Source organism: Actinokineospora alba, from assembly GCF_004362515.1.
GTDB lineage: Bacteria > Actinomycetota > Actinomycetes > Mycobacteriales > Pseudonocardiaceae > Actinokineospora > Actinokineospora alba.
The window spans coordinates 4,761,817-4,788,316 of the sequence record NZ_SNXU01000001.1; the positions used below are offsets into that span (position 1 = coordinate 4,761,817).

Consider the following 26,500-nt stretch of genomic DNA (forward strand, 5'->3'; position numbering starts at 1 on the left):
CGCATGCCCCCCGCTTTGACCGCACATGGTTTCCATGCCGCCATGGAGTCGGTGACCCGCCGCCTGCCGTTCGGCCTCGCCGACGTCGTCCCGCCCAGTCTGCTGGGATTCGGGGTCATCAACGGGTTCACGTTCCTGGTGGATTTGGCCCTGCTGACGGCCCTCCACAGTGGCCTCGGGCAGCCGCTCTGGCTCAGCATCACCCTGGCGTACGCGGCGGCGTTCGGCTTGAGCTTCGTCCTCAACCGGGCGCTCAACTTCCGCTCCCACGCCCCGGTCGGCCCACAGGCTGTGACTTACGTGGTCGTCGTGGTCGTCAACTACCTACTGTGGATCCTCGGCGTCGGTAGTGGACTGGCCGCCCTGGGCGTGGAATACCACCTGGCCCGCCTGATCGCCGGCGCCTGCGAAGCGGTGTACATGTACTGTGCCATGCGCTGGATAGTCTTTCGGGACGTCTAGCCACTGGGGCGTCTGTCCGTGATGGTTGAGGAAGTCGCACGCGCTCGAATTCAAGTCCGGCTGGCGTTGGGTCGTCCTCGCGGCCGGACTCCTCTTCGTCCTCATCGGGTTGTCGTTCGTCGCCGAACCCTTCAGCGCCTCCGGACTCGTCGTGGCGCTGGCCTGCGGCATCTTCGGTGCGGCGGGCTGTGTGGCCTCGGTGCTGTCGGGAGTTCGCGCGACTCACGGCGGCATCCTGGAGCGAGGCCTCATGGGCAAGCGCCTTGCGGTGAAGTGGTCGGACATCGTCGGGTTCACGATCGGGCAGGGCGGGTCGAAGTGGCCGTCCTCTGCGCCCGTTCTGCTGTTGGCCGACGGCCGTGCTGGAAACCCTCGTCAAGCACATGATCGAGAAGCGCGGCGATGAACCACCGGCCGACAGACAGTGACCTTCAATTCCTCAAGACACGTCGTTGTCGACGCGGTAGAGGTTCCCGTCGACTACTGCGACGATTGCCGGGTTGGCTGAGTCGGGACGGGCCACCGCGCGCCAGCCCGCCTCCCAGGGAACGCCCGGGTGCGCGAGTCCGGCGATCCCGCCGCCGACAAGAGCTCCCGCGTCGTCGACTACCAGGACGCACTCCGCCGCATGACCCTCGACCGCGGTCCAGCCCGACTGCACCCGGTCCTCGCCCATCTTCGTGTCCACGACTCCGGCCCCGGCAGGCAGTTCCCGGATCGACCTGAGGTCCACCCGGTCCCCGAGCGTGAAGCCGCAGCCGAGTGCGAAGTCGCCGGTGAAGGGCTCCATGCCCAGCGCTTTCGCGGCCGGGATGACTCCCGAGTTGATCCGCAGCTCCGCGAGCGCCCCAGGGGCCTCGACTCGCAGGGCAGTGTCGGCGACCTCGAGGGGAGCATAGGCGCGACGCACGTCCGCGGCCTTCGGTGCGCCGATGGCGTGGGTGATGAGCCCGATGGCGAGCACTCCCGCCGCCAAGTGCCGGACCCGCACCGTTTCCCGCATCGCCACCAACCCGATCACCGCGCACGTGGCGAGCGCCGCGACGATCGAATACCGGCTGACCAGCCCGATGTTCTCGCCCGCCGTGGTACGGCCAAGCCCGATCAGGCACGCGACCGCGACCGCGTACCCGGCGAGCCCGACCCACCCGGCCTCTCGCGGTCGTAGCCTGCCCAGAGTCAGCAAGGCGACGGCCACGAGCAACCCGCCGCCCGCGATCACCGCGAGGTCGGGTCCCTTGGACGTCCACAGGCTGCCCAAGGCCGCCGACACGACCGCCAGTCGCCCACTCGGGTCGAATGCCGAGGTCGCGAGGGAGTTCTGCCCAGTCGGCTTCGAAGCCAGCCACAGCACGATGACAACGACCCCGACTGCAGCGGGAACGGCGACCCTACGCCTGGACTCACCCCGAATCCACGCGACAAGGGCGAGCGCGAACCACACCGGCAACGCCGTCCCGAACGACAGCGTCCCCAGACCCGCGGCTACATAGGACGGCCAGATTCGCCCGTGGTGCGCACAGGCGATGGCCAGAACACTGAGGAAGACCGCGGGCGCCCAACTGATCCCGTTGGTCGCCTGTGCCCACAACTCGATCGCGTGCGGCGTGAACACCAACAGACTGAACCCGGCGACCAGCAGCGGCCGTGGCAAGGACCTTGGCAGCATCGACCCCAGCGCGGCGACGACGCCGACCAGCAGAAGCAGCGTGAGCACCCCGAGCACCCGGTTGTCCCCACCGAGAACCCGCGCATCGAGCCAGAAGATCAACGAGGGCAGCACGAATGGCTGCTCCAGGTGATAGGTCGCCGCCATCGCGGGCTGCAGAGAGCCGTCGTCGGCGGTGACTTTGGCGAGCACATGCCAGTAGTCGAGCAACACATGCTGTCGCGTTCCCCGGATCACCTGCCACAACGCGAGCATTGGCGGAACCGCGGCCGATAGGTAGAGCATCCAGCCGAGCCGTGGGCGCGAGTCGGCTGGCTCCCGCTGGTCGACGACAGCCTCGGTCGAGGTGACGATCATGGTCACTCCCCAGTTCGCGTTGCAGCGCGCAGCCTACTTCCATGCCGGGCGAACGCCTGGTGTGCCCGTCGGCGGCCGACTCGGCGCGGCCTTCAAATCTGAAGCGGTTGAGTTCGTGGTGTCCTTGCACACAACTGCCGAGTACATCGGTGCTGACCTGGAGATAAGGTCTGCAGCGAAGGTCTCTTCGCCCATTCGGCCGCTTGTACAAGTCGTCCGCGTCAACCACTGTTCTCGCGTCATGTCGCGCGGATGTCGGGGTCCGCACCTGCACTGGGGGTTAGGTGTCTGGTCGCCATTTCGGCGCGCCTTCTGGCGTGCGCAGAGTATCTGTCAGGTCCACGGTCGTCGGGCTCGCGCTAGCGTTGATGGGGTCGACGATCACTGCGGTGATCCCGGTGCCGGCGGCTGCTGATCCGGCGCCGTCGTCGCGAGTCGATCCGCGGACGCTTCCGCTGTTGCGGAGTGAGAATGCCAAGCCTGAGCCGATCGCGGGCGCGGACCCGAAAGCGGACTTCACGCCGTTATCAGGCAACTCCGCCAGCCATTTCGACCCGAAGCGGTCGAAGGCCGTGTCGCGGTCGATGTTCGCCGAGGAATACGAGAACCCGGACGGAACGCGGTCGCACCGGCAATCGTCGGAGCCGCTCAACGTCAAGGACGCCAATGGGCATTGGGTGCCGGTCGACCTGACCATGGAGTCGGACGGGTCGCGGCGCACCAAGCCGAAGCACCACCCGCTGCGCCCGACGATGGCCGAGAGCGCCGAGGACGCCAACCTCGTCAGTGTCGAGATCGACGGCAAGCGCGCGTCGTTGGCCCTGGAGAACGGGCCGAAGAACACGAAGGCCAAGGTCAACGGCCGCAAGGTCGAATACGCCGATATCGAGGCTGAGACCAACCTCGAGTACGAGGTGACCGCTGGCGCGGTCAAGGAAACGATCAAGCTCAAGCGGATGCCCGCCCCAGGCAAAGCGTCGTGGCGATTCCGCCTTGACACCGCGGATCTCACGCCTCGGTTGAGCGCGGACGGCGGTGTCGAACTCGTCGACTCGACAGGCGCGGTGCGGCTGATCATGCCGCCGATCGAGACCTGGGACTCGTCCGGCTCGAAGGACGCGCCACCGGCGTTGACCGGGGGCACGTATGCGCTGGACAAGGTCGCGAACGGCAAGGGCTGGGTCTTGACCGTCTCAGTCGACGAGGCGTGGCTGCGCGACCCGAAGCGGGTCTACCCAGTCAGTGTCGACCCCACGGTCGCGCTGCCCGTCGTGGACTGGCAGTCGTACAAGTCCGACGGCACCGTGCTCTACAAGGACGGCGGCCTGCGGATCGGCAGCCCGATGAACAACAACACGGTCTGGCGCACGGCGTACAAGGTCGACTACACGTCGCTGTTCGGGAAAAACGTCGTCGGCGCGAAGTTCGATGTGGCGAACATCCGGGACGGGACATCGGTCGACAAGACCTGGGTCTCGAACATGTACCACGCGAAGTCCCTGGACTTTAATGGTCTTGGTGGCCACCTCGCCCAGACGATGGTCGGACAGGTTGGAACGTTCAACGACCCGAGACTGACGGGCTTCCTGCAGCACGTGGTCGGCAACCGTGATCCTTACGCCTGGTTCATGCTCACCGGGCACGAGGACCCGGCGATCTGGACGTACAAGAAGCTCAGCGCCACGCTGACGGTGGACACCGGCACCGCGCCGTCCGCCCCCACCTTGGCCGAAGCGAGTCAGGACCACGACAGTGTCAGCGTGTCCACGACTCCGCTTCTTGCGGTGAACCCCGTATCCGACACCGATGGTGACCCGGTTTCGTACTGTTTCCGGGTGGCCACGGGTGCTGACGCGAACTCTGGTGTCGTGGTGGACTCCGGCTGCCAGGCCAGTCCTCAGTGGACGGTGCCGTCCGGTGTGTTGCATGACGGTGTCACCTACAGCTGGCAGGTGATGGCCTCCAGCGGGGTCACACTCAGCCCGAGTTCGGTGTGGAAGTTCAAGGTCGACCAGCGCATCGGTGACCGAGGACCGGCACCGGTGGACACCGTCGGTCCGCTTTCGGTCAACCTTGCGAACGGCAACGTGACTACCTCGGTCTCGAGCCCCACGTTCACCACGGTGGGCGGGACCGCGGGCATCACGATGACCTACAACTCCCAGCAGCAGCAGGAAAAGGGACTCCGCGCTTCCTACTTCAACGACCTGTCGCAGAACGGGAACATCAACGCCGGTCAGGAACCGGTGCTGGTGCGAAACGAACCTCAGGTCAACGCGGACTGGGGGACGGGGTCACCATTCGCCCCTGCCCTGCCCGCCGACTACTTCGTGGCTCGCTGGGAGGGCTACTTCCAGGCGCCGGTCGCGGGTAGCTACCAGTTCGCGGGCGTACACGACGACACGCTCAAGATCTGGGTCGACAACGCGATCGTCTACGACCAGCCCTGCTGCAGCGGTGCGAACTACGGAATGTCGACGGCGAAGACGCTGACGGCAGGCCAGCGCGTGCCGATCAAGGTCGAACTGGCCGAGCGTCAGGGCCTGGCCTACATGAAGCTGTTCGTCAAGACGGCTGATGACAGCGTGCCGTCGCAGATCGTGCCCGCCGACTGGCTGCACACGGTTGACTCCCCGGCTCTGCCGAAGGGGTGGACGCTTTCCGCTGACCTGGACGGCAGCGGGTCGACCTACACCCAGGCCAAGGTCACTGACCAGAACATCGTCCTGACGGACGCGACTGGTGCGAAGCACAGCTATACGAAGCTGAGCGCAGGCGGCTACAAGGCGCCCGAGGGGGAGGACGGCGTCCTCGCTCTCGACTCGAGTGGTCGTGTGACCCTCACCGAGGGCGGCGATGTCTATGTGTTCCGTGCCGATGGCAAGCTTGAGACGCAGTCCAATGTGCAGGACAGCCGCAAGCCGGCGGCACTGCAGAACATCTACGACGGGTGGCCTTCACGTCTGAAGGAGATCAAGGACCCGATCTCGCAGCGATCGCACCGCCTGTTCTACAACCGTCCGGGCGACGACTGCTATGGCGGGGTTGCGCCGCCTCCGGGTGCCGACGCTCTGCCGCCCGCCCAGATGCTGTGCCGCATTCAGTACTGGGACGACACTCAGCTGCCCGGTGAACCGCGGTCGGTGACGCACCTTTGGTACTACCAGGGCAGGCTGTTCCGGGTCGAAGATCCGGGTTCCGAAATCACGGACTTCAGCTACGCGCCAGGCGGTCCGATCGACGGTATGCGTGACGGTTTGGCGTCGGACTGGGTCTCTGTGGACCCGGTGAACCGGAACCGGCCGGAATCGAACTATGTGGTTCTCTACTACGACCACACTGCTGTCAAGCCGGTCGTGAGCCAGATCCAATCGCCGATCCCCACCCAGGGGGCGAGCAGGCCAACCCGCACCTACCGGCCTGACCCGCCGAACAGTCGAACTTTCGTCGACATCGGTGGTATCAGCCCGCCCATCGGGTTCTCCACGTTGGTGACCTACGACGATGCTTATCGTCTGCTGTCCACAACGGACGCAACGGGCAAGGTCACGTCACAGACGTGGAGCGGCAAGGACCAGCTCCTCACCTCTACTGACTCGGCGGGACGAGTTTCGACCAAGACCTACGACGCTCAGGACCGACCGGTGGACGACTACGGCCCCGCGCCCGCGTCATGTTTCACCGGCCAGGTGCCGACTGCGGCCTGCGCCGCTACGGTCCCGCATTCACGGACGAACTACGACGAAGGCATCAACGGTTTGGCCGTCGCCTGGTACGCCAACGGAACTCTGTCCGGCGCGCCCAAGGTCTACACGACCGGCATGGGTCTCGCCGACGGTCGGATGGAAGGCACGTGGGCCTCGGGAGTCTCGCCGACGCCGGGCATTCCCGGTGGGGCGTACTCCTTCAGGCTCACAGGTGAGATCACGTTCCCGAACACGGGCACCTACACGCTGGAGGTCCACGCCGACGACGGTGCACGTCTGTGGATCGACGACAACTTGGTTGCCGATGACTGGGCATTGGGTGCCAGCCGTCCGATTCGGGGCACCTATAACAACACCGTCGCCGGGTCGGCGCACAGGATCCGCGTCGATTACCACAATGCTGGTGCGGGCATGGGCGAGATGCACCTCAACTGGGTGCCCGTGGGCGGCGTCTATCAGCGGATTCCCGGCCAGTACCTCAAGCCGCGCCATGGGCTCACAACCTCGACGGTGACCTCGGAGTCCAACGGCTTGGCCGACAAGGTCTCGTCGAGCAAGTACGGCGAGAACGGTCTTGACCCCACCTATGGCTTGGCCACCAGCACCACTTCGGCGGGGCTGACCGCACGGTCGGGCTACGAGGCGCCTGGCACGGGCTACCTGCGCAAGACATCGAAGACGATGCCGACCGGCGCGCAGACCAGCTACGTGTACTACGCAGACAACGACACCCGGATCAACCCGTGCACCCCCGGCGCACCGGCGGTTCACCAGGGCGGCATGGCCAAACTCACTACTATGACCACCCCGGCCACCGGCGCCGCCCGGACTGACGAGCAGGTCTACGACATGTCTGGCCGGGTCGTGGCTCGTGCCACCTCGGGAAAGTGGACCTGCACGACCTACGACGCGCGGAATCGCGTGATTACCCAGAAGCTGCCGGATAGCGTCTCAGCCGGTGAGCGAGAGATTACGACCAACTACGCCGTCAACGGTGATCCGCTGACGACGTCAGTCACCGACTACAACGGCACGGTCACCACGCGGGTCGACCTCCTCGGCCGCGTCGTCGCCTACACGGACGCCAACGGGCTTCGGACCGAAACCAGCTACGACCAGGCCGGTCGGGTGACCCTGGAGAAGGTCATTCCGCCGAACGTGTCCGACGCGCCCCAGGAGATGACCAACACCTACGACGACGCTGGTCGCGTACTGACCACGAAGCTTGGGTCCACGGTGTTGTCCACCTCCACCTACGACGCGGCTGGTGAACTTGCGACGGTCACTTACTCCAACGGGAGTTCGCTCGCGGCGATTGGTAAGAACACGGCCGGTGAGGTGACGTCGCAAACGTGGAAGACCAGCGACAATGTGTCGGTGGTGTCCACTGTGATGCGGACCAGGGCAGGCACGGTCATCGACGAATCCCTCGGAGGCGTCGACGCCCGCCCGAGCGCGCCGAACTACGTCTACGACGCGGCAGGCAGGCTGACTGAGGCATGGGTGCCCGATCACCATTTCACCTATGACTTCACGTCATCGGCTCCGGCTGCGTGCCCGACCGGTACGCAGGCGAACGCGGGACTGAACACCAACCGCGTCCGTGTGATCGATGCGGCAACGTCCGGAACGGCGGAAACAGGGTACTGCTACGACGCCGCGGATCGGATCCTCGCGACCACTGGGGCTGCGCCGATCACGGGGATCAAGTACGACGATCGCGGCAACACCACCGAATACACCCAGGGAGCGGCGACTACGTTCTTCTCCTGGGATGGGGCGGACCGCAACATCGCCATCCGCACCACTGGGACCGACCCGGCCGACGTCGCTTACACACGCGACGCCACCGACCGGATCGTCCGCCGGCAAGCCACCCAGGGCGACACGGTCGCTGACCTCCGTTACGGCTACACCGGTGGCGGCGACTCGGCCGAGTACGCGATGAACGGCGCCGACAAGAAGGTGCTCACCCGCAGCATCGGACTCGCAGGTGGGGTGAACTACACCTGGAAGCCGGTTGCCGCCGAGCAGACCTGGGACCACGCGTCGGTGCGTGGTGACCTGTGTCTGACGACGCTGCCGGATGGCAAGCAGGCCGGCCCGCTACGCGTCTACGGACCATACGGCGAAGCCGTCACCGGGCAGAGCAGCACCGAAGGCATGCCCGACAACCAGCCCGGCAATATGGACTTCGGCTGGCTCGGTCAACATCAACGGCCCCACGAGCACGCAGGCGCCTTGTCGATCATTCAAATGGGTGCGCGCCCATACAGCCCAGCTCTCGGTCGCTTCCTTTCCGTAGATCCCGTGGAAGGAGGCAGCGCCAATGACTACGATTATGTGGCCGCTGATCCGATCAACTCAACAGATCTTGACGGAAAAGCGCGACAGAAGGCTAAGAAACAAAGCATCTTCGGATACTGCAAGAGGAAGATGTGTGGAACCTGGCACATGGTTCGGTTCTATGGTCGGAATGTCATGGTTGTAACGTCGGTGTGGGGCCGAGGGTATTCTGTTCGTACGTACATTCGACACCCCGTGTTCAGGAAATTCGTGTACGCGCGCGGTCACGGCTGTAGCACTAATCCGAAGCGATGCTGGACAAAGGGTAAGACAAGCATGCATCCTACTGGCAAGAAAGCCTTAGGCAAATGCGGGTTCAATGCCGTCGTTGGGGGCCTGGCAACCATGGCCGGCGGTCCTTGGGCGGTCGCGTGGGGCGCTTCGGTTGGATGTCTAGGAGGGGCGCTGGACACGTTCATATGGCCGAACTAGCCGACTTGACAGACTAATGTGAGCAGATACGCCAAAGGTAGGCACAACGTGTCATTCTGGTCGATTGATCGGCGCTCGGTAAGAGTTTCTCTCCCGATCTGTATGGTCTTGTTGGTTATTGGTGGACGCTTGGTTGATTCCGTCCTCGGCTACGTGATTCTCGGTTTAGTGTCTGTGGTCGTGTCCAATCTGGCTGGTCTTTCCTATGCGTGGCATCTTCGCCGAAGGGAGCGTCGAAGCTCTCAGGTCTGATACCTACGAGTTCGCGAAGTAGGACTCTCCTGTTGGCTCTGTGATTCGGTATTGATAAGAAAATTACGCAGTCTCGGCCTCCGGGTTATGGCGGCCGGGACTGCGTTTTTAGCAGATGAGATGAACTCAGACAGGCGTTGGAAGTCCGAATGAATTCAAGAACTCGAGAATTGTTTTAGTTTGAAAGAAGCCGTTGCCGTTGGCGAGCTGTGACGAACGGCGCGTCGGCCCGACAGAGGTTACGTTCCAGTAGCCCGATAGCCTCCCCACCGGACGTGTTCGCGGGCCTGGATGGGGAGCGGAATGGGACGGTCGGTACTGGTCACCGGCGGGAACCGAGGCATCGGTCTCGCGATCGCGCAGGCGTTTCTGGCGCAGGGCGACAAGGTGGCGATCACGCACCGGGGGTCCGGGGCCCCTGAAGGGATGCTCGGCGTCCAGTGCGACGTGACCGATGCCGAGGCCATCGACAAGGCGTTCGCCGAGGTCGAGGCCGCCAACGGGCCGGTGGAGATCCTCATCGCCAACGCCGGCATCACCGATGACACCCTCCTCATGCGCATGGACGAGGAGCAGTTCACCCGGGTCATCGACGCCAACCTCACCGGAGCGTGGCGGGTGACCAAGCGGGCCACCCGGGCCATGCTCAAGGCGCGGTTCGGGCGGGTCGTCTACATCTCCTCCGTCGTCGGCATGCTCGGCGCGCCGGGGCAGGTCAACTACGCGGCCAGCAAGGCGGGCCTCATCGGCATGGCGCGGTCCATCGCCCGTGAGCTGGGGTCGCGCAACATCACCGCCAACGTCGTGGCGCCCGGGTTCATCGAGACCGACATGACCGCCGCGATGACCGAGGACCGCAAGAAGCAGATCCTCGGCAACGTCCCCGCGGGCCGCTACGGGCAGGTCGAGGAGATCGCCGCCGCGGTCACGTTCCTCGCGTCCGACCAGGCGGGCTACATCAACGGCGCCGTGCTGCCGGTCGACGGTGGCGTCGGCATGGGCCACTGACCACACTTTCCCAGGAGGACACCCAGCGATGACCGGACTGCTCGAAGGCAAGCGACTGCTGATCACCGGCGTGATCACCGACTCGTCCATCGCGTTCCACGTGGCCAAGGCCGCCCAGGAGCAAGGCGCGACCGTGATCCTCACCGGGTTCGGTCGGATGAGCCTGGTCGAGCGGATCGCCAAGCGGCTGCCGCAGCCCGCCCCGGTGATCGAGCTGGACGTGCAGAACGACGAGCAGCTCGCGTCGCTGGCCGACCGGGTGCGTGAGCACGTCGACGGGCTCGACGGCATCGTGCACGCCATCGGGTTCGCCCCGCAGAGCTGCCTCGGCGCGCCCTTCATGGACGCTCCCTGGGAGGACGTGAGCGTCGCCCTGCAGGTGTCGGCGTACTCGCTCAAGTCGCTGACCCAGGCGGCGCTGCCGCTGCTGGGCCGCGGTTCCTCGGTCGTCGGCCTGGACTTCGACGCGCGCGTCGCGTGGCCCGCCTACAACTGGATGGGCGTCGCCAAGGCCGCGTTCGAGTCGATCAACCGGTACATGGCCCGCGAGCTGGGCCCGGAGGGCATCCGGGTCAACCTGGTCGCCGCCGGTCCGGTTCGGACGATGGCCGCCAAGTCCATCCCCGGCTTCGCCGAGCTCGAGGCGGGCTGGGCCGACCGCGCGCCGCTGGGCTGGGACGTCGACGACGCCACCCCGGTCGCCAAGTCGGTCTGCGCGCTGCTGTCGGACTGGCTGCCCGCGACCACCGGCTCGATGGTGTGGGTGGACGGCGGCGTCCACGCCCTCGGCATGTGATGGCCGACGCGCTGCTCTGGTTGTCCTTCGGCGGCCCCGAGTCCCCGGCCGACGTTCGTCCGTTCTTGGAGAACGTCACCCGGGGCCGGGGCGTGCCGCCGGAGCGGCTCGACGAGGTCGAGGCGCACTACCAGCACTTCGGCGGCGTCTCGCCGATCAACCGGCTCAACCGCGAGGCGATCGAGGCCGTCCGCGAGGAGCTGGAACGCCAGGGCGTCGACCTGCCGATCTACTTCGGCAACCGCAACTGGCACCCGATGGTCGAGGACACCGTCGCCCAGATGCAGGCCGACGGTGTCCGCTCCGCGCTGGTGTTCCCGACCAGCGCGTACGGCGGCTATTCCGCCTGCCGCCAGTACGACGAGGACATCCTCCGGGCTCGGGCCGCCGTGCCCGACGCGCCGGACTTCCTCAAGCTGCGCCACTACTTCGACCACCCGCTGTTCGTCGCCGCGGCCGCCGACGCGGTGCGCGAGGCGGCGATCCCCGGCAGCCGCCTGGTCTTCACCGCGCACTCCGTGCCCGACTCGGCGGACTTCGCCGCCGGCCCGCCAGAAGAGGGCGGCCGCCGGTACTCCCGCCAGGTCGCCGAGGCGGCTCGGCTGGTCGCCGCCGAGGTGGGCGCGGCGGAGTACGACGTGGTGTGGCAGTCGCGGTCGGGTCCGCCGCGAATCCCGTGGCTGGAACCGGACATTGTGGACCACCTGGAAGCGTTGCACGACAACGGAGTCCGCGCGGTCGTCGTCTGTCCTATCGGGTTCGTCAGCGATCACCTCGAAGTGGTGTGGGATCTCGACACCGAGGCGGCGGACAAGGCGAAGGAACTGGGCATGGACTTCGCCCGCGCCGCCACGCCGGGCACCGATCCGCGCTTCGCTGAACTGGTAGTGGAACTGGTCCGTGAGCACCTCGCGGACGCGCCTGCGCGCAAGCTGTCGGAATTCACTTTGGCCGGCTGCACGCGCAACGGAGATCCCTGCGCTGTCGGTTGTTGTGAACCTGCGAAACGACCGGGTGCCTGAACGTCGCGAACTGCGAACTCACTGACCTGAACGGCGAACTCGTTGTCCTGAAGTGAGAACTCACTGTCGGGAGCGTTGGACTCGCGAGGAAATAGGGTGGCGGGACGGTGCAGGGATCCGTCCCGCCACCCTCTGGCGGCTAGGCGCGCAGTCGGACCCTGTGCCGAAGGTCTGACGCTGCAGCCTGTGCGGGGAAAACAGCCGCGACGTACGCGATCGCGCACTCCGGGCACATCAGAGGTTCGCCTGGACGCTCCGAGAAGCGTGCGTCCACCGGCATGCCGCACAGGCCCACCGTGCGGCTTACCGGAACCAGATGTGCCCGTCCACGATACGTCGCGCTGGTTCCCCAGCACACATCGCCGCGCGGGTCGGGGATGCGATTCATGATCATCACCCGTTCGCTTGGGACATGTCGAGCTTGGTGTGGAGCATCCGGCCGGTCTCGCTGAGCGTGACCAGTCGGCAGTCTCGGAGGCGGGCCGAGCCGATCACCACATGGCCCGCGTTGATCAGTTCGCGCAGCCGGGCGGTGAGCCGTCCGCCGATGGGCTCACCTCGGTCGGTGATCTCATTCGTCTCGGTCATGCCGAGTTCGCCGCGCTGCGCGCACCGCAGCAGGACGTACCAGTCGCGCGAGCGGGCGGCGTCGGACGGGGAGCGGCGGCCGCGGCGCAGCCAGATGTCGAGGAGGCGTTCGCCCGCCGAGGTCAACTCGGCGACGACCCAGCCGTCACGCGGGTCGGCCGCGTCGGCGAAACCGATGAAACCGTCGCGGCGCAAGGTGAACAGCGCGCTGACCATGAGGGCGCTCAAGTCGTCGCAGCGGTGGCGCAGGGCCGACGTCGTGCCGTACGCGCCCACTTCGCCGCGCGCGACCATCTGCAGCGCGTGGAGGTGGGTTGTATCGAGCGCGAGCGGACGGGTTCCCGGCTTCCGTTCGACGAGATGTGCGGTCATGGTGTGACTCCGGTAACAGCGGTTGGTTCAATGTGCTCATATTGGGCGAGTCGAACCACGATCGCTCATCTCAACATCCCATAGCATCGTCTTATGGACGGCCCGTTTGCTCTGCCACGACAGCATTTCGCGAGGTCGGAGGCGCTATGGGGTGGAAGATCTGTTAATTCGAACGGGAATGTCCCGTCGGCGATCATGGGTTTCGCGGCGATCATGGCGACGAAACCCGCCATCACATGACCCACCGTAGGTGCATGATCCACGGTGCGTGCGCGGTCAGGTTGCCTTAAGGGCGTTGTCGACCGCGTTTTCCGCGTTCTCCAGGTTCCGTTTGAGCAGCCCGAGTTCCTCGACCAGCCCGGAGATCCGGGCGGGCGAGGTGCCGTCGACCCGCTTGGCGAGGACAGCCATTCGGGTCGCGCAGTGGTTCAGCGTCGCCAGGGCGGCTGACGACCTCGTCTGCGCGAGCCGCACGTCGTTGCGCGCCACGAGCGCCGCGAGCCGGTACGCGGCGTCGACCACCCGGGCCGTCGGTGCCATCACCGGGTCGGCGTCATGCACGGTCGTGGCCCGCAGCCGCACGTCGACCGCGGTCAGGCAGATCCGCCGGAGCAGGTCGCGCGCCCGCGCGGGCACCGTCGCGGTGTCCTTGGTCAGGGCCGCCTTGACGAGGAGCACCAGCCCGGCGACACCGACGCCCACCGGCAGGGCCAGCCACCCCGAGTTCGCGCGCGCGGCGGTCACGGCCGCGGCGAGCGCACCGAGGAGGACGGCGGCGGCGAGCCCGGTGGGTTCGCGCAGGTTCTGTCGTAAGCCCATCGGTGGAGCAGCCTCTCAGAAGTTGTGAAAGACGCTGACGAACACCTCGTCGATGTTCTTCGGGTCCTTGACGGCGTCGTAGGACAGCGCCTTGCTCGTCGCCGCGATCATCCCCATGGTCTCCAGGTCCGACTTCTGCCCGTAGGAGATCGTGAAGATCGGCATCTTGGTCTCGGTGAGCTCCGGATTGATCTTCGCCAGGAGCGCCTCCCGGGCGCCCGCGACCTTCGTGCTGTCCGCGCCGTCGGAGAGCACGACGATGGCGTTGATCCGCTCCGGGTCGGGCTGCGCGGCCATCTTGGTGTAGGCCGCGCCGACCGTGGCGTAGAGATCGGTGGCACCCGTCGCCGTGAGTCCGTCGATCGCGGCCCCCAGCGCGGCCTTGTTGTCGCCGAGCCGCCCCACCGGAACGTGCTCGGTGTACCCGGGGGAGGAGAACGTCCACAGCCCGACTTCGTCATCGGCGGACAACAGGTCGAGCGCCCGTTTCGCCGCCGGTTTGACCAGGTCGAGTTTGCTGCCACGCACCTGGGGGTCGTTCTCCGCGGCGGGTTCGTTCATCGAGCCGGAGACGTCGAGCACCAGCAGCACCCGGGCGTCGCGCCGGGTTCCGTTCCACGCCTTGACGATCGCCTCGACCAGGTCCGGCGCGGGCGCGGGAATGGCCGAGACGAGCTGACCGTTCGGGATGGACAGTGTGGTGCGGAGCTGCTCGGTGGGCGCGCTGGGATTGGCCCAGTCGCGGAAACCCGCCTCACGGAACCCCAGCTGCCGGTCGCCTTCGCTGAGGTAGGCGTAGAAGTCGTCCGCCGCGGCCCGCTGGTCGGGGGTGGCCGAGGCCAGCACGACAAACGGGTGGTCGAACTGCAGGGTGCCGTCCGTCGGCGTGATCGTCTTGAACTTGCGGTTCGGTCCACCCCGGTTGTAGGTGTACGCGAGCTGCTCCTGCATGACGATCGCGCTGACGAACGGGACCGGCAGGTTCTTCTTGTCCTCGGCCAGCAGTGTGTCGACGAACTCGGCGGCGTCCTTGCTGTACCGCTCGACCGACGATTCGACGCCGTGGACGAACTTCACCACCTCGCCGTCGGCAAGGCTTTTCGGCGTGATCCCCGGATAGTTGTTCGCGATCGAGCCCGCGTGGAACGTCGCGATCGACGCCCCCAGGCCGGAAGACGACAGCTCCGGGTGGTCACGGCCCAGCGAGAACTTGCCCCACTCCGGCTTGCCGAGCGACGCCCAGCCGCCCGGCGCGGTCGCCAGGGCCAACAGGTCGTCCCAGCCCGGATCGGGGTGCTTGGCCAGGAACACCGCGGCCATCTCCTCGGGCATGGCCACCACGAGCGGGCTGGACATGATCGACCGGTGGGTCCCGGTGGCCACGACTTCGAGCCTGCGCGTCGCGGGGATCCGGCTCAGCCATAAGGACGTGCTCGGGCTCCACACCTGCGGTTCCGGCAGCCCGGTCTCGGCGCCCGCCCAGCCGGTGCGCAGCGCCGCCATGGCCGTGCCCGACGTCAGGCCGTGCACCGTGACCCTGGCGCACTTTCCGCCGCCGAACTCGCGACCCGCCGCGTTGTAGCGCTCCGCCATCCGGCCGATCAGCTCGTCCTTCTCGGTGGACGTGCTCATCTCCAGCGGCACGCAGTCCTTTCGCGCCGCCGCGGGTTTGTCGTCCCCGGTGAGCAGGTAGATCCCGCCGATGGCCAGCAACCCGGCGACGACCGCGATGATCAGCGGTGTGTTGACGCGTGTGCGCGGGTTCGACACGTGCGGTCCTCCCAGAGATCGTTAAGGCGGCGGAGCTGCCAGTGTGACAGAGAGATCACTCTCCGATGATGTGATCGTCGGAGTCGACCATGTCGTAAGTCTCGAAGCTGAACCGGGTCACGGTCCCCGCCCACGCGCGATAGGTGCCCGTGTCGCCATGGACCGGGGCAGCCGCCCGCATGGCGTCGAGAACGGCATTGGTCTGCCGCCAGCCCGCGTCCTTGGCCTCCAGTTCCGCCAGGACCGCCCACACGTCCGCCTCCTGGGTCGTGCGCAGCGCGGTCACCAGGTCGCGGGCCCGATCCGGTGCGGTCAGGACGATCGCCAGCAGGATCAACACCGCCTGGTACGGCCCGCCGTCCTGCCCGACGAACCGGTCGAGATTCGCCCCGGACACCCCGATGCGGACCAGCCGGTACAGGTTGATCAGCTTCTTGACCGTGCGCGGCGTGTCGAGCAGCGGGCGGAGCCGCTTGATGAAGTCGCGCTCCGTCTCCCGCAGCAGGAGGCGGTCCGGGCGCAGCGTCGGGTCGGCCACCGGCGAGCGCCGCGGCGCGGGCATGGTCTTCTCGCCGGTGACGCGCGTCGGCGCCGCGGCGGTTGTCGGCTGGGCGGGCCGTGGCGTGCTCTCCGGGCGCCGGGGCAATTCGGGTTCGGCCTGGGGGAGGAGTGTGTCGATCAGCCGGTCGGCGCCCGATCCCATGGGGCGCAACGCGAAGGTGATCTGGAAGATCTTGTCCAGGTAGTCCAGCGGACGGGCGGCGACGCCGTTGTCCGGGCCGAACAGCTCGCTGTGGTGCTGTTCCAGCGACCGGCGCAGCCACCGCGGGTCCACCGCCACCACGACCACGAACAGCGGCAGCGCCAGCAGCAGGTGCACCGCGGCGAGCACGTCGACGACCTTGCGCGGCGGGCAGCGGTCGAGGTCGTCCACGTAGAGCACGATCCGCTCGAGCGGCGGTGGCCCCTGCGGCACGGCCCGCCATTGGTCCAGGGAGGCGCGGACGTTGTCGCTGAGGGTCCGCAGGTGTTCGTAGGCGCGGCCGAGGACCCCGCGGTACTGCTCGTAGTGGCCCGCCCGCACCTCTGCGATCAGCGCGGACAGGCGCGCGGTCGGGTCGGTGCGGGCCAGTTCCGCGTCCTTGGCGGCGATTTGGGCGTCGAGGAGTTTCTTGCGCGCCCGCACTTTCTCCCGCAGCGACCCGGAGTATCCGGCGAACTTGTTCCAGCCGGTGACCAAGCCCTCGACGACCGGGATCACCGCCGCGCCGATCGCGATCACGGTGGCGCCCACCACCGCCAGCGTGGAGCCCCACAGGGCCCAGCTGACGCCCGCGGCGGCGAGCGCGACGGGGATCAGGGCGAGCGCCCACCGCGAGCGCAGCACTGTCCGCTCGCGCCACAGCAGCCGCAGCAGCGCGGGCGCGCGCAGGTCCGCCGCGGCACCACCGGTCCGCTCGGCCCGCTCGAGCTCGGCGCCGAGATCACGGCTGCGTGCCCGCAGTTCGTCCAGCTCGGCCTCGGTGGACTGGCTTGCGCCGTCCTGTTGTTCGCGCGGGGTCAGGCTGTCGAAGAGGTGTTCGATCAAGCCGACCCAGAGGTGGTCGTCGCTGTACTGCCAGGCGTTGAACCGGATCTGACGCACGTTCGCGGCGAACGCACTCTGCTCCGGGTTGCCGTGCGACCGCCTGGCGAGTTCCTCGACCCGGTGTTCCAACTGACGCAGGAAACTCGACTTGCCCGCGCCCCAGGCCCCGAGCAGCGCCACCGACAGCGGGGGCCCGATCGACCGGTCGGCGATGAGGGCGGCGAGGGTGGACACGTCGCGGGAGAACCCGAGGAAGTCGGCTTCGCTCTCGGCGTCGTTGCTGACATCGGAGCGTTCCTGGCCGGGCTGCCCCGGGGTCAGGTCGGTGCCCGCGAGCTGGAAGCCGGTGATCGGGTCCCATACCCGGATCGTGCCGTCCTCGCCGCCGCTGATCAGCCTGCCGTCGTCGTCGACGACCAGGGACTGCACCCGGCCGACGTGCCCGTCGAGCACCATCGGGTTGTCAGGTCGGCTGAGCTGCCAGACGAGGATCGTGCCGTCGTCGGCGCCCGCGACGAGCCTGCCCCGGGCGAAGGCCAGGCAGCGCACGGCGGAGGTGTGGCCGGTATAGAAGGTCTGCTGGTCGGACACGTGCAGCCGGACGGAGCCACTGGCCATGCCGACCGCGATCGACTTGTCCGGCAGGAACGCGAGAGCGTGCACCGCGGTGCCGGTGGGTGCCTGGGCCTCGCCGGGTTCGTCGCCCCAGGTGCGGACGGCACCGTCGTCGCCACCGGAGGCGATACCCGCGTCGGGGGAGAAGGCGACGGCACGCACCCAGTCGTGGTGCTGGCCGATGACCGTGCTGGACCCGCTGGGAGACCACAGGCGGACGGTGCCGTCGAGGCTGCCGGTGAGGACATCCTCGGTGGTGAAGGTCGCGGCGTGCACGGTGGACCCACTGCCCGGTTCGGCGAGTCGGGTGCCGACGCCGGTCGTCAGATCCCACTGCCAGGCTTCACCGCTCTCGCAGAACGCCACCACATCCTTGAAGGAGGTGCGTACAGCCCGGATGCCGGAGGTCGGCCCGGTCATCGTTCTGTAGTGGACTCCGGTGGTCCTGTTCCACGCCCGAACGGCGAGATCGTCGCCGCCGGTCACCAGGATGTCGCGTGCCACGGCCATCGCCCGGATGCCTCCGCCATGCCCCGCGAGGGTGACCGGGGACGACCCGGTGATCCGGACGGTCCGGTCGCCGCAGGCGGCGGCGACCCGGCCGTCGTGAGTGGCCAGCGCGTGGATCGCGTGTCCGTGATCGGCGTGTTCGGTGACCGCGTCGGTGCGCCGGTCCCACTGCCACACCCGCCCACCCGCTCCGCCGAAGGTGACCACCTGACCGTCGGCGGAGATGGCCACCGCGTGCAGCGGCGCGCCGTCGCCGGTGAAGGTGTGGGTGATCCCGTCCCTGCCTGCTTGCCACACCTTGACCAGTCCGTCGCGTCCCGCGGAAACGACCGTGCGGGAACCTCTGGCGGAGGCGATGGCGGTGACCCCGCCCTCGTGCTGGGCGATCGTTCGGGTGGCCCCGGCGGACGGGGTGAAGGCCTCAACGTGGCCTGCCGGGCCGCCGTAATACAGGTGACCATTCCCGGACGCCACCGCGTGCACGGCACCGGAGTAGGTGGCGACGGCTTGCTTCGCGGCCGGGATGGTGATCGAACCGTTGAGTCCACCCAACCAGACAGTGGTCTCCCCCATGGTCATCGCGCCGACAGGGACGGTCCCCAGGGGGAGCGGGACCGGCGAGTCGAGGGTGAAGGATTTCGAGCCCGCCGGTCCGCCGCAGTACACCTTGGAGCCGTCTAGGGCGACGGAGCGCACGCCGCCGGGCAGTGCATGGACCGCGGTCTGCTCTTCCCCGTCGATCGCGTCCCAGAGCCGGACGGTGCCGTCATCGCCGCCGGTGATGACTTGTGAGCCATCGGCGGTGAACGCGATGGCGCGGACGAGGCCTGGGTGGCCGGCGAGGGGAGCGGTGATCACCCGTGGCAGTCTGCCCGGTCACGGGCACCGACGGCTACGAAACGAGTGCGTTGGGTCAGTGCTTTTCGGCGTGGTCGGAGAACACCCGGACCGCTTCCTCGACCGCCGCCAGCCGCGCGACGCGGACCGCGTCGAACAGTGGGCGCAGGGCCTCGGCGCGCCTGCGGGCGGCCGAGGACGACACGGCGTTGCCGGGAGCGTCCTCGGAGGCCAGCTCCAGGATCGCGGACACCTCGTTCGCGCGCTGCAACACCCGCAGCGCGCGCGGGGGAGTGCCCTCCGGCCACGGCGCGGCCGAGCGGTGGGCGACGCGGGCGGTGATCTCCTCGCGGACACCCGCGCGGTGCTTGGCCACGCCGAGCTCGGTCAGCACGCCCGCCGCGACGCGCATGGCGCCGGTCAGCTCGTGCTCGGCCTCGCCGAGGGGCAGGTGTTCGGCGGGCGGGGCGTCGCCGATGTCGAAGACGGTCCACCGCAGGACGCCGTCGGCGACCGGTTCGGGGACCAAGCCCAGCGGGGCGCCATGGAGGACGACGGCCTCACCGGCGTGCAGGGCGGTGCCTGCGAACTCGCTGCGACCACCCAGGCCGCGCACATCGCCCGCGACCGGCAGGGCGAGCCTGCCGCCGGTGACGTCGGCGCGGCGCACGGCCGCGAGCAGGGCGGCGACCTGGCCGCCCGCCTGACCCCGGACCGGGACGTCGAGCGCGGCCCCCGTGCTCTCGTCCACGGCCACCACGTCGTGCAGTTCGGCCCAGTGGAGCAGGGCGTCCAGGACGTCGTCGGCGGCGGCGGATCCGTTGAGCCAGGCGGAAACCCACACCGCGAAGGTCGCACTCGGAGTTGACACGAGAGGCAAGGTTACGCCACGTGTGCGACGGCCACTGTGCCAGCTCCCCGGCTCAGGTCCGGTCCGCCGGGCCCACCGTCTGAACCAGCAGGTCACGGAACCGGTCGAGATCCTCGACACTGTCGAACGCGCGCCCCGGCAGCGGGTGGAAACCGCCGGATCCGGTGTGCAGGACGAAGTTCCGCTCCGTCTCGGCCCAGCCCTCGAGGTCGGCCAGCACGATGTCGCTGTAGGCGGTGCCGTCGAGGGTCATCATGCGGATCGCGTGGCCGTCCACATCGGCGGTGACGGTCCGTCCCGCGATCGGGTTCCGGCGAAACGCGAGCCGGGTTCCGATCGTCGGCATCGCGGCGATGACGAGGGCGCAGACCAGCCCGAACACGCCCGGGATCGGTTGCCCGAGCACCAGCAGCACGATCGAGAACACCCCGAACGCGGCGGCGAACCAGACACTCCGGCGGACGAACGGCACCGTCGCCTTGATCCCGTCGGACCAATCCCCGGGCGAAGGCTCCCAACGCAGTCGTATCAACACGCCGAACAACCTACTGTCACCGTCGTGAGCAAGAGCAAGCCCGCGGGCGCCAGGATGCGCCGGATGGCCGAGAGTTCGACGGCCACCACCCTCGAACTGTTCTTCGACCTGGTCTTCGTCTTCGCGTTGACCCAGGTCACCGCCCTGATGGCGGACAAAGCGACCTGGCACGACCTGGGCCGGGGCGCGCTGATCCTGGCCGTCGTGTGGTGGTGCTGGGTCGGCTATTCGTGGCTGTCCAACCTGGTCCAGGCCGACGAGGGGCTGGCCCGCACGGCGATGCTGGTCGCGATGGCCGCCATGTTCGGCGTCGCCATCGCCATCCCCGAGGCGTTCGACGACCTGCCGGGCGGTGTGCACGGGCCGACCGTGTTCGCCCTGTGCTACCTGCTGGTGCGCTCGGTGCACCTGTGGCTGTTCTGGATAGTCGCGCGCGGGGACGCGGCGCTGCGGGCGCAGCTCCTCCGCTTCGGCCTGACCATGGCGGGCGGCACGACCCTGCTGCTCGCCGCCGCACAGACCTCGGGCACGGCGCAGACGCTGCTCTGGGTCGCCGCGGTCGTCGCCGACTACGGCGGCACGGCGGTGATCGGCGTGCGTGGCTGGCGGATCGAGTCGGCCAAGCACTTCGCCGAGCGGCACGGCCTGATCCTGCTGATCGCGCTCGGCGAGTCGATCGTGGCCATCGGCGTGGGCATCAACGAGCTGGCGATCTCGCTGCCGATCCTCATCGCCGCGGCGCTCGGGCTGACCATCGCCGCGTGCCTGTGGTGGGGCTACTTCGACACGCACGCCCTGATGGCCGAACACGCACTGGCGAAGGTCCGCGGCGACCACCGCGCCAGCATGGCGCGGACCGCGTTCACCTACCTGCACCTGCCGATGGTCATCGGGATCGTGATGCTCGCCCTCGGCTTGAAGAAGGTCCTCAACTACGTCGCGGGCGCCGACGGGCACACGCTCACCGACCCTCTCTACGGCCCGCCGCTGTGGGCGATGTTCGGCGGCACCGCGCTGTACCTGCTGGCCCAGGCGGCGATCTCGTGGCGGTGCAACCGGGCCTTCAAGACGCAGCGGATCGCCCTCGGTCTGCTGCTGATCGCGGTGGTGCCGCTGATGGCCCTGCTGCCCGCCCTGGCGTCGCTGGGTGTGCTCGCCGCGATGATGATCGCGCTGATCGCCTACGAGTGGGTCCACTACGCCGCGTACCGCGACGGAATCCGCCACGCCGAAGCGCACTAGCTGGAGTGCGCTCCACGTCGACCAAGGCGCCGAACCTGCGTAACGTCGAAGCGTGACCGCCAAGAACACCGCACCCGACTCGCTGCCGCGCACCGCCGGGGACCTCCGCGCCCAGGGACACCTGCCCAAGGGCGTCAAGACCGAGATCCGCGACAACCTGCTCGCCGCGCTGCGGGCGGGCCGCGACCCGTGGCCGGGGATCGTCGGGTTCGAGCAGACCGTGCTGCCGCACCTGGAGCGGGCGCTGCTGGCCGGGCACGACATCGTCCTGCTCGGCGAGCGCGGGCAGGGCAAGACGCGGCTGCTGCGCACCCTGGCAGGCCTGCTCGACGAGTGGACGCCCGTGATCGAGGGCTCCGAGCTGGGCGAGCACCCGCTGGTGCCGATCACCCCGGCGTCGATCCGCCGGGCCGCCGAACTCGGCGACGACCTCCCCGTCGCCTGGCGCCACCGCGATGAGCGCTACACCGAGAAGCTCGCCACCCCCGACACCTCCGTCGGCGACCTGATCGGCGACGTCGACCCGGTGAAGGTCGCCCAAGGCCGCACCCTGGGCGACCCGGAGACCATCCACTTCGGACTCGTCCCGCGCGCCCACCGCGGCATCGTCGCGGTCAACGAGCTGCCCGACCTGGCCGAGCGGATCCAGGTCGCGCTGCTCAACGTCATGGAGGAACGCGACATCCAGGTTCGCGGCTACACCCTGCGGCTGCCGCTCGACGTGCTGGTCGTGGCCACCGCGAACCCCGAGGACTACACCAACCGCGGCCGGATCATCACCCCGCTCAAAGACCGGTTCGGCGCGGAGATCCGCACCCACTACCCGACCACGGTCGCCGCCGAGGTGGCGATGGTGCGCCAGGAGGCCCACCTGGTCGCCGAGGTCGGCGACCCGCTGCTGGAGGTCTTGGCCCGCTTCGTCCGCAACCTGCGCGAGTCCAGCGCGATCGACCAGCGCTCCGGGGTGTCGGCGCGGTTCGCGGTGGCCGCGGCCGAGACGGTGGCCGCCGCCGCGCTGCGCCGGTCCGCGCTGATCGGCGAGGAGCCCGCGGTGGCCCGCCCGATCGACCTCGAATCGGTGCCCGAAGTGTTGCGCGGCAAGCTGGAGTTCGAGTCCGGTGAGGACGGCCGGGAGACCGAGCACCTGACCCACCTGCTGCGTCGGGCCGTCGCGGAGACCGCGCGCGACCGGTTCGCGGGGCTCGACCTGCGGCCGCTCATCGACGTGATCGCCGACGGGAACCTGGTGGCCACCGGGGAACGCGTGCCCGGCCGGGAAGTGCTCGCCGCGCTGCCGGAACTGCCGGTGCTGCACGAGGTCGCCGCCCGCGTCGGGGTGAACGCCGATGCCGACCCGGGCCGGATCGCCGCCGCGGTGGAACTGGCCCTGGAGTACCTGTTCCTGACCCGCAAGGTCGCCAAGGACGCCACCACGGGCGCGGCGGTGTACGGGCCATGACCGGCCGGTTCGCCTATGGGCCGTTCCACGAGGGGCCGGACCCGCTGGCCCCGCCGGTGGACCTGCGGGCGGCCCTGGAGCAACTCGGCCGCGACATCATGGACGGCTCCTCGCCGCGCTCGGCCCTGGAGGAACTCCTGCGGCGCGGCACCACCGGGACCACAGGTCTCGACGAGCTGACCAGGCGGCTGTGGGAGCGCCGGGCCCGCATCCAGCGCAGGCACAACCTAGAGGGCACGCTCAACGAAGTCCGTGCCCTGCTTGACGAAGCACTCGAGGCCGAGCGGTCCGCGCTGTTCCCGGACCCGTCCGACGACGCCCGCTTCCGCGAGGCCCAGCTCGACGCGCTGCCGCCGAGCACGGCCGCCGCGGTCCGCGATCTCGCCGAGTACGATTGGCGGTCCGAGCAGGCCCGCCAGGCCTACCAGCGCATCCGCGACAAGCTCGGCCAGGAGCTGATGGAGTCCCGGTTCCAGGGCATGAAACAGGCCCTGAGCGAGGTCAGCCCCGAGGACGCCGAACGCATCCGGGCGATGATGGCCGACCTGAACGCCCTGCTGCTGGCCCACCTGCGCGGCGACGACACCGCCGAGCAGTTCCAGCGGTTCATGGCCCAGCACGGCGACTTCTTCCCCGAGAACCCGCGCACCGTCGAGGAACTCATCGACGCGCTCGCCGCCCGCGCCGCCGCCGCGCAGCGCATGATGAACTCGATGAGCGAGCAGCAGCGCGAAGAGCTGTCCAACCTCATGGCCGCCGCCTTCGGCGATCCCCGCCTGGCCGAGCAGATCTCCACCCTGGACGCGAACCTGCGGGCGCTGCGGCCGGGGGAGGACTGGACCTCGGCCACCAGGTTCCGCGGCCAGGACCCGCTGGGCATGGGCGAGGGCGCGCAGGCGATGGCCGACCTGGCCGAGCTGGACGCCCTCGCCGAGCAGCTGGCCCAGTCCTACCCCGGCGCCCGGCTGGAGGACATCGACCTCGAAGCCCTGTCACGCCAACTGGGCGACGACGCGGGCGTGGACGCCCGCCGACTGTCCGAACTGGAGCGTGAACTGCGCGAGCAGGGCCTGCTGGAGCGCTCATCCGACGGCACGCTGCACCTCTCACCGAAAGCCTTGCGCCGCTTGGGCGAGACCGCCCTCGCCGACGTCGCGACCACGATGCGCCACGGCGAGCGAGACACCGCCCGCGCAGGCGCCGCAGGCGAACCCACTGGAGCGTCCCGACCCTGGCGGTTCGGCGACTCCGAACCCTGGGAAGTCTCCCGCACGGTCCGCAACGCGGTGCTGCGGACGGCATCGACGAACGAGGGCGAAGTCCGGATCGATGTGGCGGACGTCGAGGTCATCGAGACCGAACAGCGCGCCCGCGCCGCCATCGCGCTGTGCGTGGACACATCGTGGTCCATGGTCCAGGACGGCCGCTGGGTTCCGATGAAGCGGACGGCGCTGGCCCTGCACCACTTGGTGAGCACCAGGTACCGCTCCGACGAGCTGCAGCTCATCACCTTCGGCAGGCATGCGTCCACAGTGGACATCGGACAGCTAACCGCGCTGGAAGGCGTGTGGGAACAGGGAACGAACCTGCACCACGCCCTGCTCCTGGCGGGCAGGCACCTGCGCCGCAACCCGGACGCCCACCCGGTGGTCCTGGTCGTGACCGACGGCGAACCCACGGCGCACCTGGAGCCGGACGGCAACGCCGAGTTCAACTACCCCACGACGCCTCGCACGATCTCCAAGACCCTCGCGGAAGTGGATGCCCTGGCCAAACTGGGCGCCTCGGTCTCGGTGTTCATGCTCGGCGAGGACGAACGCCTGGCCGCTTTCGTCGACACCATCGCCAAACGCAGCGGTGGACGGGTGGTCAACCCGGACCTGGACGGCCTGGGCGCGGCCGTGGTGAGCGACTACCTGCGGACCAGGCGGACCTAGATCCGTGCCGCCCGCCTGCGCAGGTACCGCTGCTCCGGCACGTTGAGCGTCCGGGCGGCCGCTGACTCGAACTCCCGCCGGGCGCCGTCGAAGTCCCCGGTCAGCTCCAACAGGTGTGCCCGAACGACGCCGACCCGGTAGTGCCCACCCAGCGAGTCCTCAGCTGTCGCGAGTTCCGCCAGACCTTCGCGCGGCCCGTGCGCCATCGCCAGGGCCACGATCCGGTTCAGCGTGACCATCGGCCCAGGCGCGCAAGCGTTCAACAACTCATACAGGCCAAGGATCTGCGTCCAGTCCGTGTCCTCAGCCGACGCGGCTTCGTCGTGCACCGCCGCGATCGCCGCCTGCAGCTGGTACGGGCCGATGGGCGCCCTCGCCAGCGTCGCGCTGATCAACTCCGTGCCCTCGGCGATCGCCTCCTTGTCCCACAGCGACCGGTCCTGCTCCGCCAGCGGGACCAGTTCGCCATCGCCGGTGCGGGCCGCCCGGCGGGCGTCGGTCAGCAGCATCAGCGCCAGCAGCCCGGCGACCTCGCCGTCGTCGGGCAGGCGTTCGCGCACCTGGCGAGTCAGGCGGATCGCCTCCGAGCTGAGCTCCACCCGTTGCAGCAACGCGCCCGAACTGGCCGTGTAGCCCTCGTTGAAGACCAGGTAGAGGACCTCCAACACCGGCTCCATGCGCTCCGCCAGCTCGGATTCGGGCGGTAGCCGGAACTCCGCGCCCGCCGCCTTGATCCGCGCCTTGGCCCGGCTGATCCGCTGCCCGACCGTCGACTCCGGCACGAGCAGCGCCCGCGCGATCTCCGCGGTCGTGAGCCCGGCGACCGCGCGCAGCGTCAACGCCACCTGCGACACCCGGGTCAGCGCCGGATGGCAGCACAGCAGCAGCAACGTCAGCGTGTCGTCCACACCGGACACCTCGGTCGGGACGTCCAGCGTGGCGACGGTGTCCTCGCGCCGCCGCCGGGCCGAGTCCGCGCGCAGCGACTCGATGCGCCGCCGGGCCGCCGCGGTGATCAGCCACGCCTTCGGGTTGTCCGGCACCCCGTCGCGTGGCCACTGCACGGCGGCGGCCAGCAGCGCCTCCTGCACCGCGTCCTCGCAGGAGTCGAACCCGCCGTAGCGCCGCACCACGGCGCCGAGGACCTGCGGCGCCAGCTCGCGCAGCAGGCCCTCGACCCCGGTGGTCACCAGGACATCCCGAGGACGCTCCTGCGTTCATGCCGGGGACAGATCGGGGGCAGGAGACCCGGCAGGTCTTGAGCGCGCTCTGGCTTACTCGGAATCAACGGCTTTCCCGATTTTTT

At 68.6% G+C, this 26,500-nt stretch carries 17 protein-coding genes; 9 read left to right on the plus strand and 8 right to left on the minus strand.

Annotation, left to right across the window (positions count from 1 at the left end):
• The first annotated feature begins 3 nt into the window (after window positions 1-3).
• Window positions 4-462: a GtrA family protein gene (locus tag C8E96_RS21990; protein WP_091383762.1), complete on the plus strand. Its 459-nt coding sequence runs from the start codon at window positions 4-6 to the stop codon at window positions 460-462.
• Between the two features lie 25 nt (window positions 463-487).
• Window positions 488-868: a hypothetical protein gene (locus C8E96_RS21995; RefSeq protein WP_091383765.1), complete on the plus strand. Its 381-nt coding sequence runs from the start codon at window positions 488-490 to the stop codon at window positions 866-868.
• Between the two features lie 33 nt (window positions 869-901).
• On the opposite strand, the gene C8E96_RS22000 is transcribed toward C8E96_RS21995, so the two are convergent.
• Window positions 902-2,488, minus strand: coding sequence for a DUF2079 domain-containing protein (locus tag C8E96_RS22000; RefSeq protein WP_228770336.1), 1,587 nt, complete (start codon window positions 2,486-2,488; stop codon window positions 902-904).
• A gap of 389 nt (window positions 2,489-2,877) precedes the next feature.
• On the opposite strand from C8E96_RS22000, the gene C8E96_RS22005 reads away from it, so the two are divergent.
• The 4 genes from C8E96_RS22005 to C8E96_RS22020 all read left to right on the plus strand — a co-directional run bounded on the left by C8E96_RS22005 (window position 2,878) and on the right by C8E96_RS22020 (window position 12,051).
• Window positions 2,878-8,973, plus strand: coding sequence for a PA14 domain-containing protein (locus C8E96_RS22005; RefSeq protein WP_176926858.1), 6,096 nt, complete (start codon window positions 2,878-2,880; stop codon window positions 8,971-8,973).
• A gap of 555 nt (window positions 8,974-9,528) precedes the next feature.
• A complete protein-coding gene (fabG, locus tag C8E96_RS22010) occupies window positions 9,529-10,233 on the plus strand; it encodes a 3-oxoacyl-[acyl-carrier-protein] reductase (RefSeq protein ID WP_091383770.1) in 705 nt (234 codons plus the stop codon).
• A gap of 28 nt (window positions 10,234-10,261) precedes the next feature.
• On the plus strand, window positions 10,262-11,029 hold the full coding sequence (fabI, locus tag C8E96_RS22015; RefSeq protein WP_091383772.1) for an enoyl-ACP reductase FabI: 768 nt from the start codon (window positions 10,262-10,264) through the stop codon (window positions 11,027-11,029).
• The gene (locus C8E96_RS22020) at window positions 11,029-12,051 is read left to right on the plus strand and encodes a ferrochelatase (RefSeq protein WP_407642647.1); all 1,023 of its coding nucleotides are present in this window, start codon (window positions 11,029-11,031) and stop codon (window positions 12,049-12,051) included. Before fabI ends, C8E96_RS22020 begins: the two co-directional genes overlap by 1 nt.
• A 393-nt stretch (window positions 12,052-12,444) precedes the next feature.
• Here C8E96_RS22020 and C8E96_RS22025 read toward each other — a convergent pair whose 3' ends face one another.
• The 6 genes from C8E96_RS22025 to C8E96_RS22050 all read right to left on the minus strand — a co-directional run bounded on the left by C8E96_RS22025 (window position 12,445) and on the right by C8E96_RS22050 (window position 20,556).
• Window positions 12,445-13,011: a hypothetical protein gene (locus C8E96_RS22025; RefSeq protein ID WP_091383777.1), complete on the minus strand. Its 567-nt coding sequence runs from the start codon at window positions 13,009-13,011 to the stop codon at window positions 12,445-12,447.
• Window positions 13,012-13,287: 276 nt separating this feature from the next.
• A complete protein-coding gene (locus tag C8E96_RS22030) occupies window positions 13,288-13,830 on the minus strand; it encodes a hypothetical protein (protein WP_091383779.1) in 543 nt (180 codons plus the stop codon).
• Window positions 13,831-13,845: 15 nt separating this feature from the next.
• Entirely contained in the window at window positions 13,846-15,600 is a 1,755-nt protein-coding gene (locus C8E96_RS22035; protein ID WP_091383781.1) for a VWA domain-containing protein, read from the minus strand.
• A 55-nt stretch (window positions 15,601-15,655) separates the two neighbouring features.
• Window positions 15,656-19,171 carry a P-loop NTPase fold protein gene (locus C8E96_RS22040; protein WP_091383784.1) on the minus strand — a complete coding sequence of 1,172 codons (3,516 nt, stop codon included), beginning with the start codon at window positions 19,169-19,171 and terminating at the stop codon, window positions 15,656-15,658.
• A 55-nt stretch (window positions 19,172-19,226) separates the two neighbouring features.
• Window positions 19,227-20,021 carry a hypothetical protein gene (locus C8E96_RS22045; protein WP_091383786.1) on the minus strand — a complete coding sequence of 265 codons (795 nt, stop codon included), beginning with the start codon at window positions 20,019-20,021 and terminating at the stop codon, window positions 19,227-19,229.
• A gap of 52 nt (window positions 20,022-20,073) precedes the next feature.
• On the minus strand, window positions 20,074-20,556 hold the full coding sequence (locus tag C8E96_RS22050) for a YcxB family protein (protein ID WP_133794665.1): 483 nt from the start codon (window positions 20,554-20,556) through the stop codon (window positions 20,074-20,076).
• Window positions 20,557-20,580: 24 nt separating this feature from the next.
• On the opposite strand from C8E96_RS22050, the gene C8E96_RS22055 reads away from it, so the two are divergent.
• Genes C8E96_RS22055 through C8E96_RS22065 form a run of 3 tightly spaced genes read left to right on the plus strand, consistent with a single transcriptional unit; the run spans window position 20,581 to window position 25,194 of the window.
• Window positions 20,581-21,798, plus strand: a complete 1,218-nt coding sequence (locus C8E96_RS22055) for a low temperature requirement protein A (RefSeq protein ID WP_228770337.1) — start codon at window positions 20,581-20,583, stop codon at window positions 21,796-21,798.
• A gap of 52 nt (window positions 21,799-21,850) precedes the next feature.
• Window positions 21,851-23,257 (plus strand): AAA family ATPase, encoded by a 1,407-nt coding sequence (locus tag C8E96_RS22060; RefSeq protein ID WP_091383791.1) that lies wholly within the window; start codon window positions 21,851-21,853, stop codon window positions 23,255-23,257.
• Complete coding sequence (locus C8E96_RS22065; RefSeq protein WP_091383793.1) at window positions 23,254-25,194, plus strand: vWA domain-containing protein; 1,941 nt, start codon at window positions 23,254-23,256, stop codon at window positions 25,192-25,194. Before C8E96_RS22060 ends, C8E96_RS22065 begins: the two co-directional genes overlap by 4 nt.
• Here the strand turns inward: C8E96_RS22065 and C8E96_RS22070 are convergent.
• Window positions 25,191-26,384, minus strand: coding sequence for an RNA polymerase sigma factor (locus tag C8E96_RS22070; RefSeq protein ID WP_091383795.1), 1,194 nt, complete (start codon window positions 26,382-26,384; stop codon window positions 25,191-25,193). The two genes, C8E96_RS22065 and C8E96_RS22070, sit on opposite strands and share 4 nt — an antisense overlap.
• Window positions 26,385-26,500 lie beyond the last annotated feature (116 nt).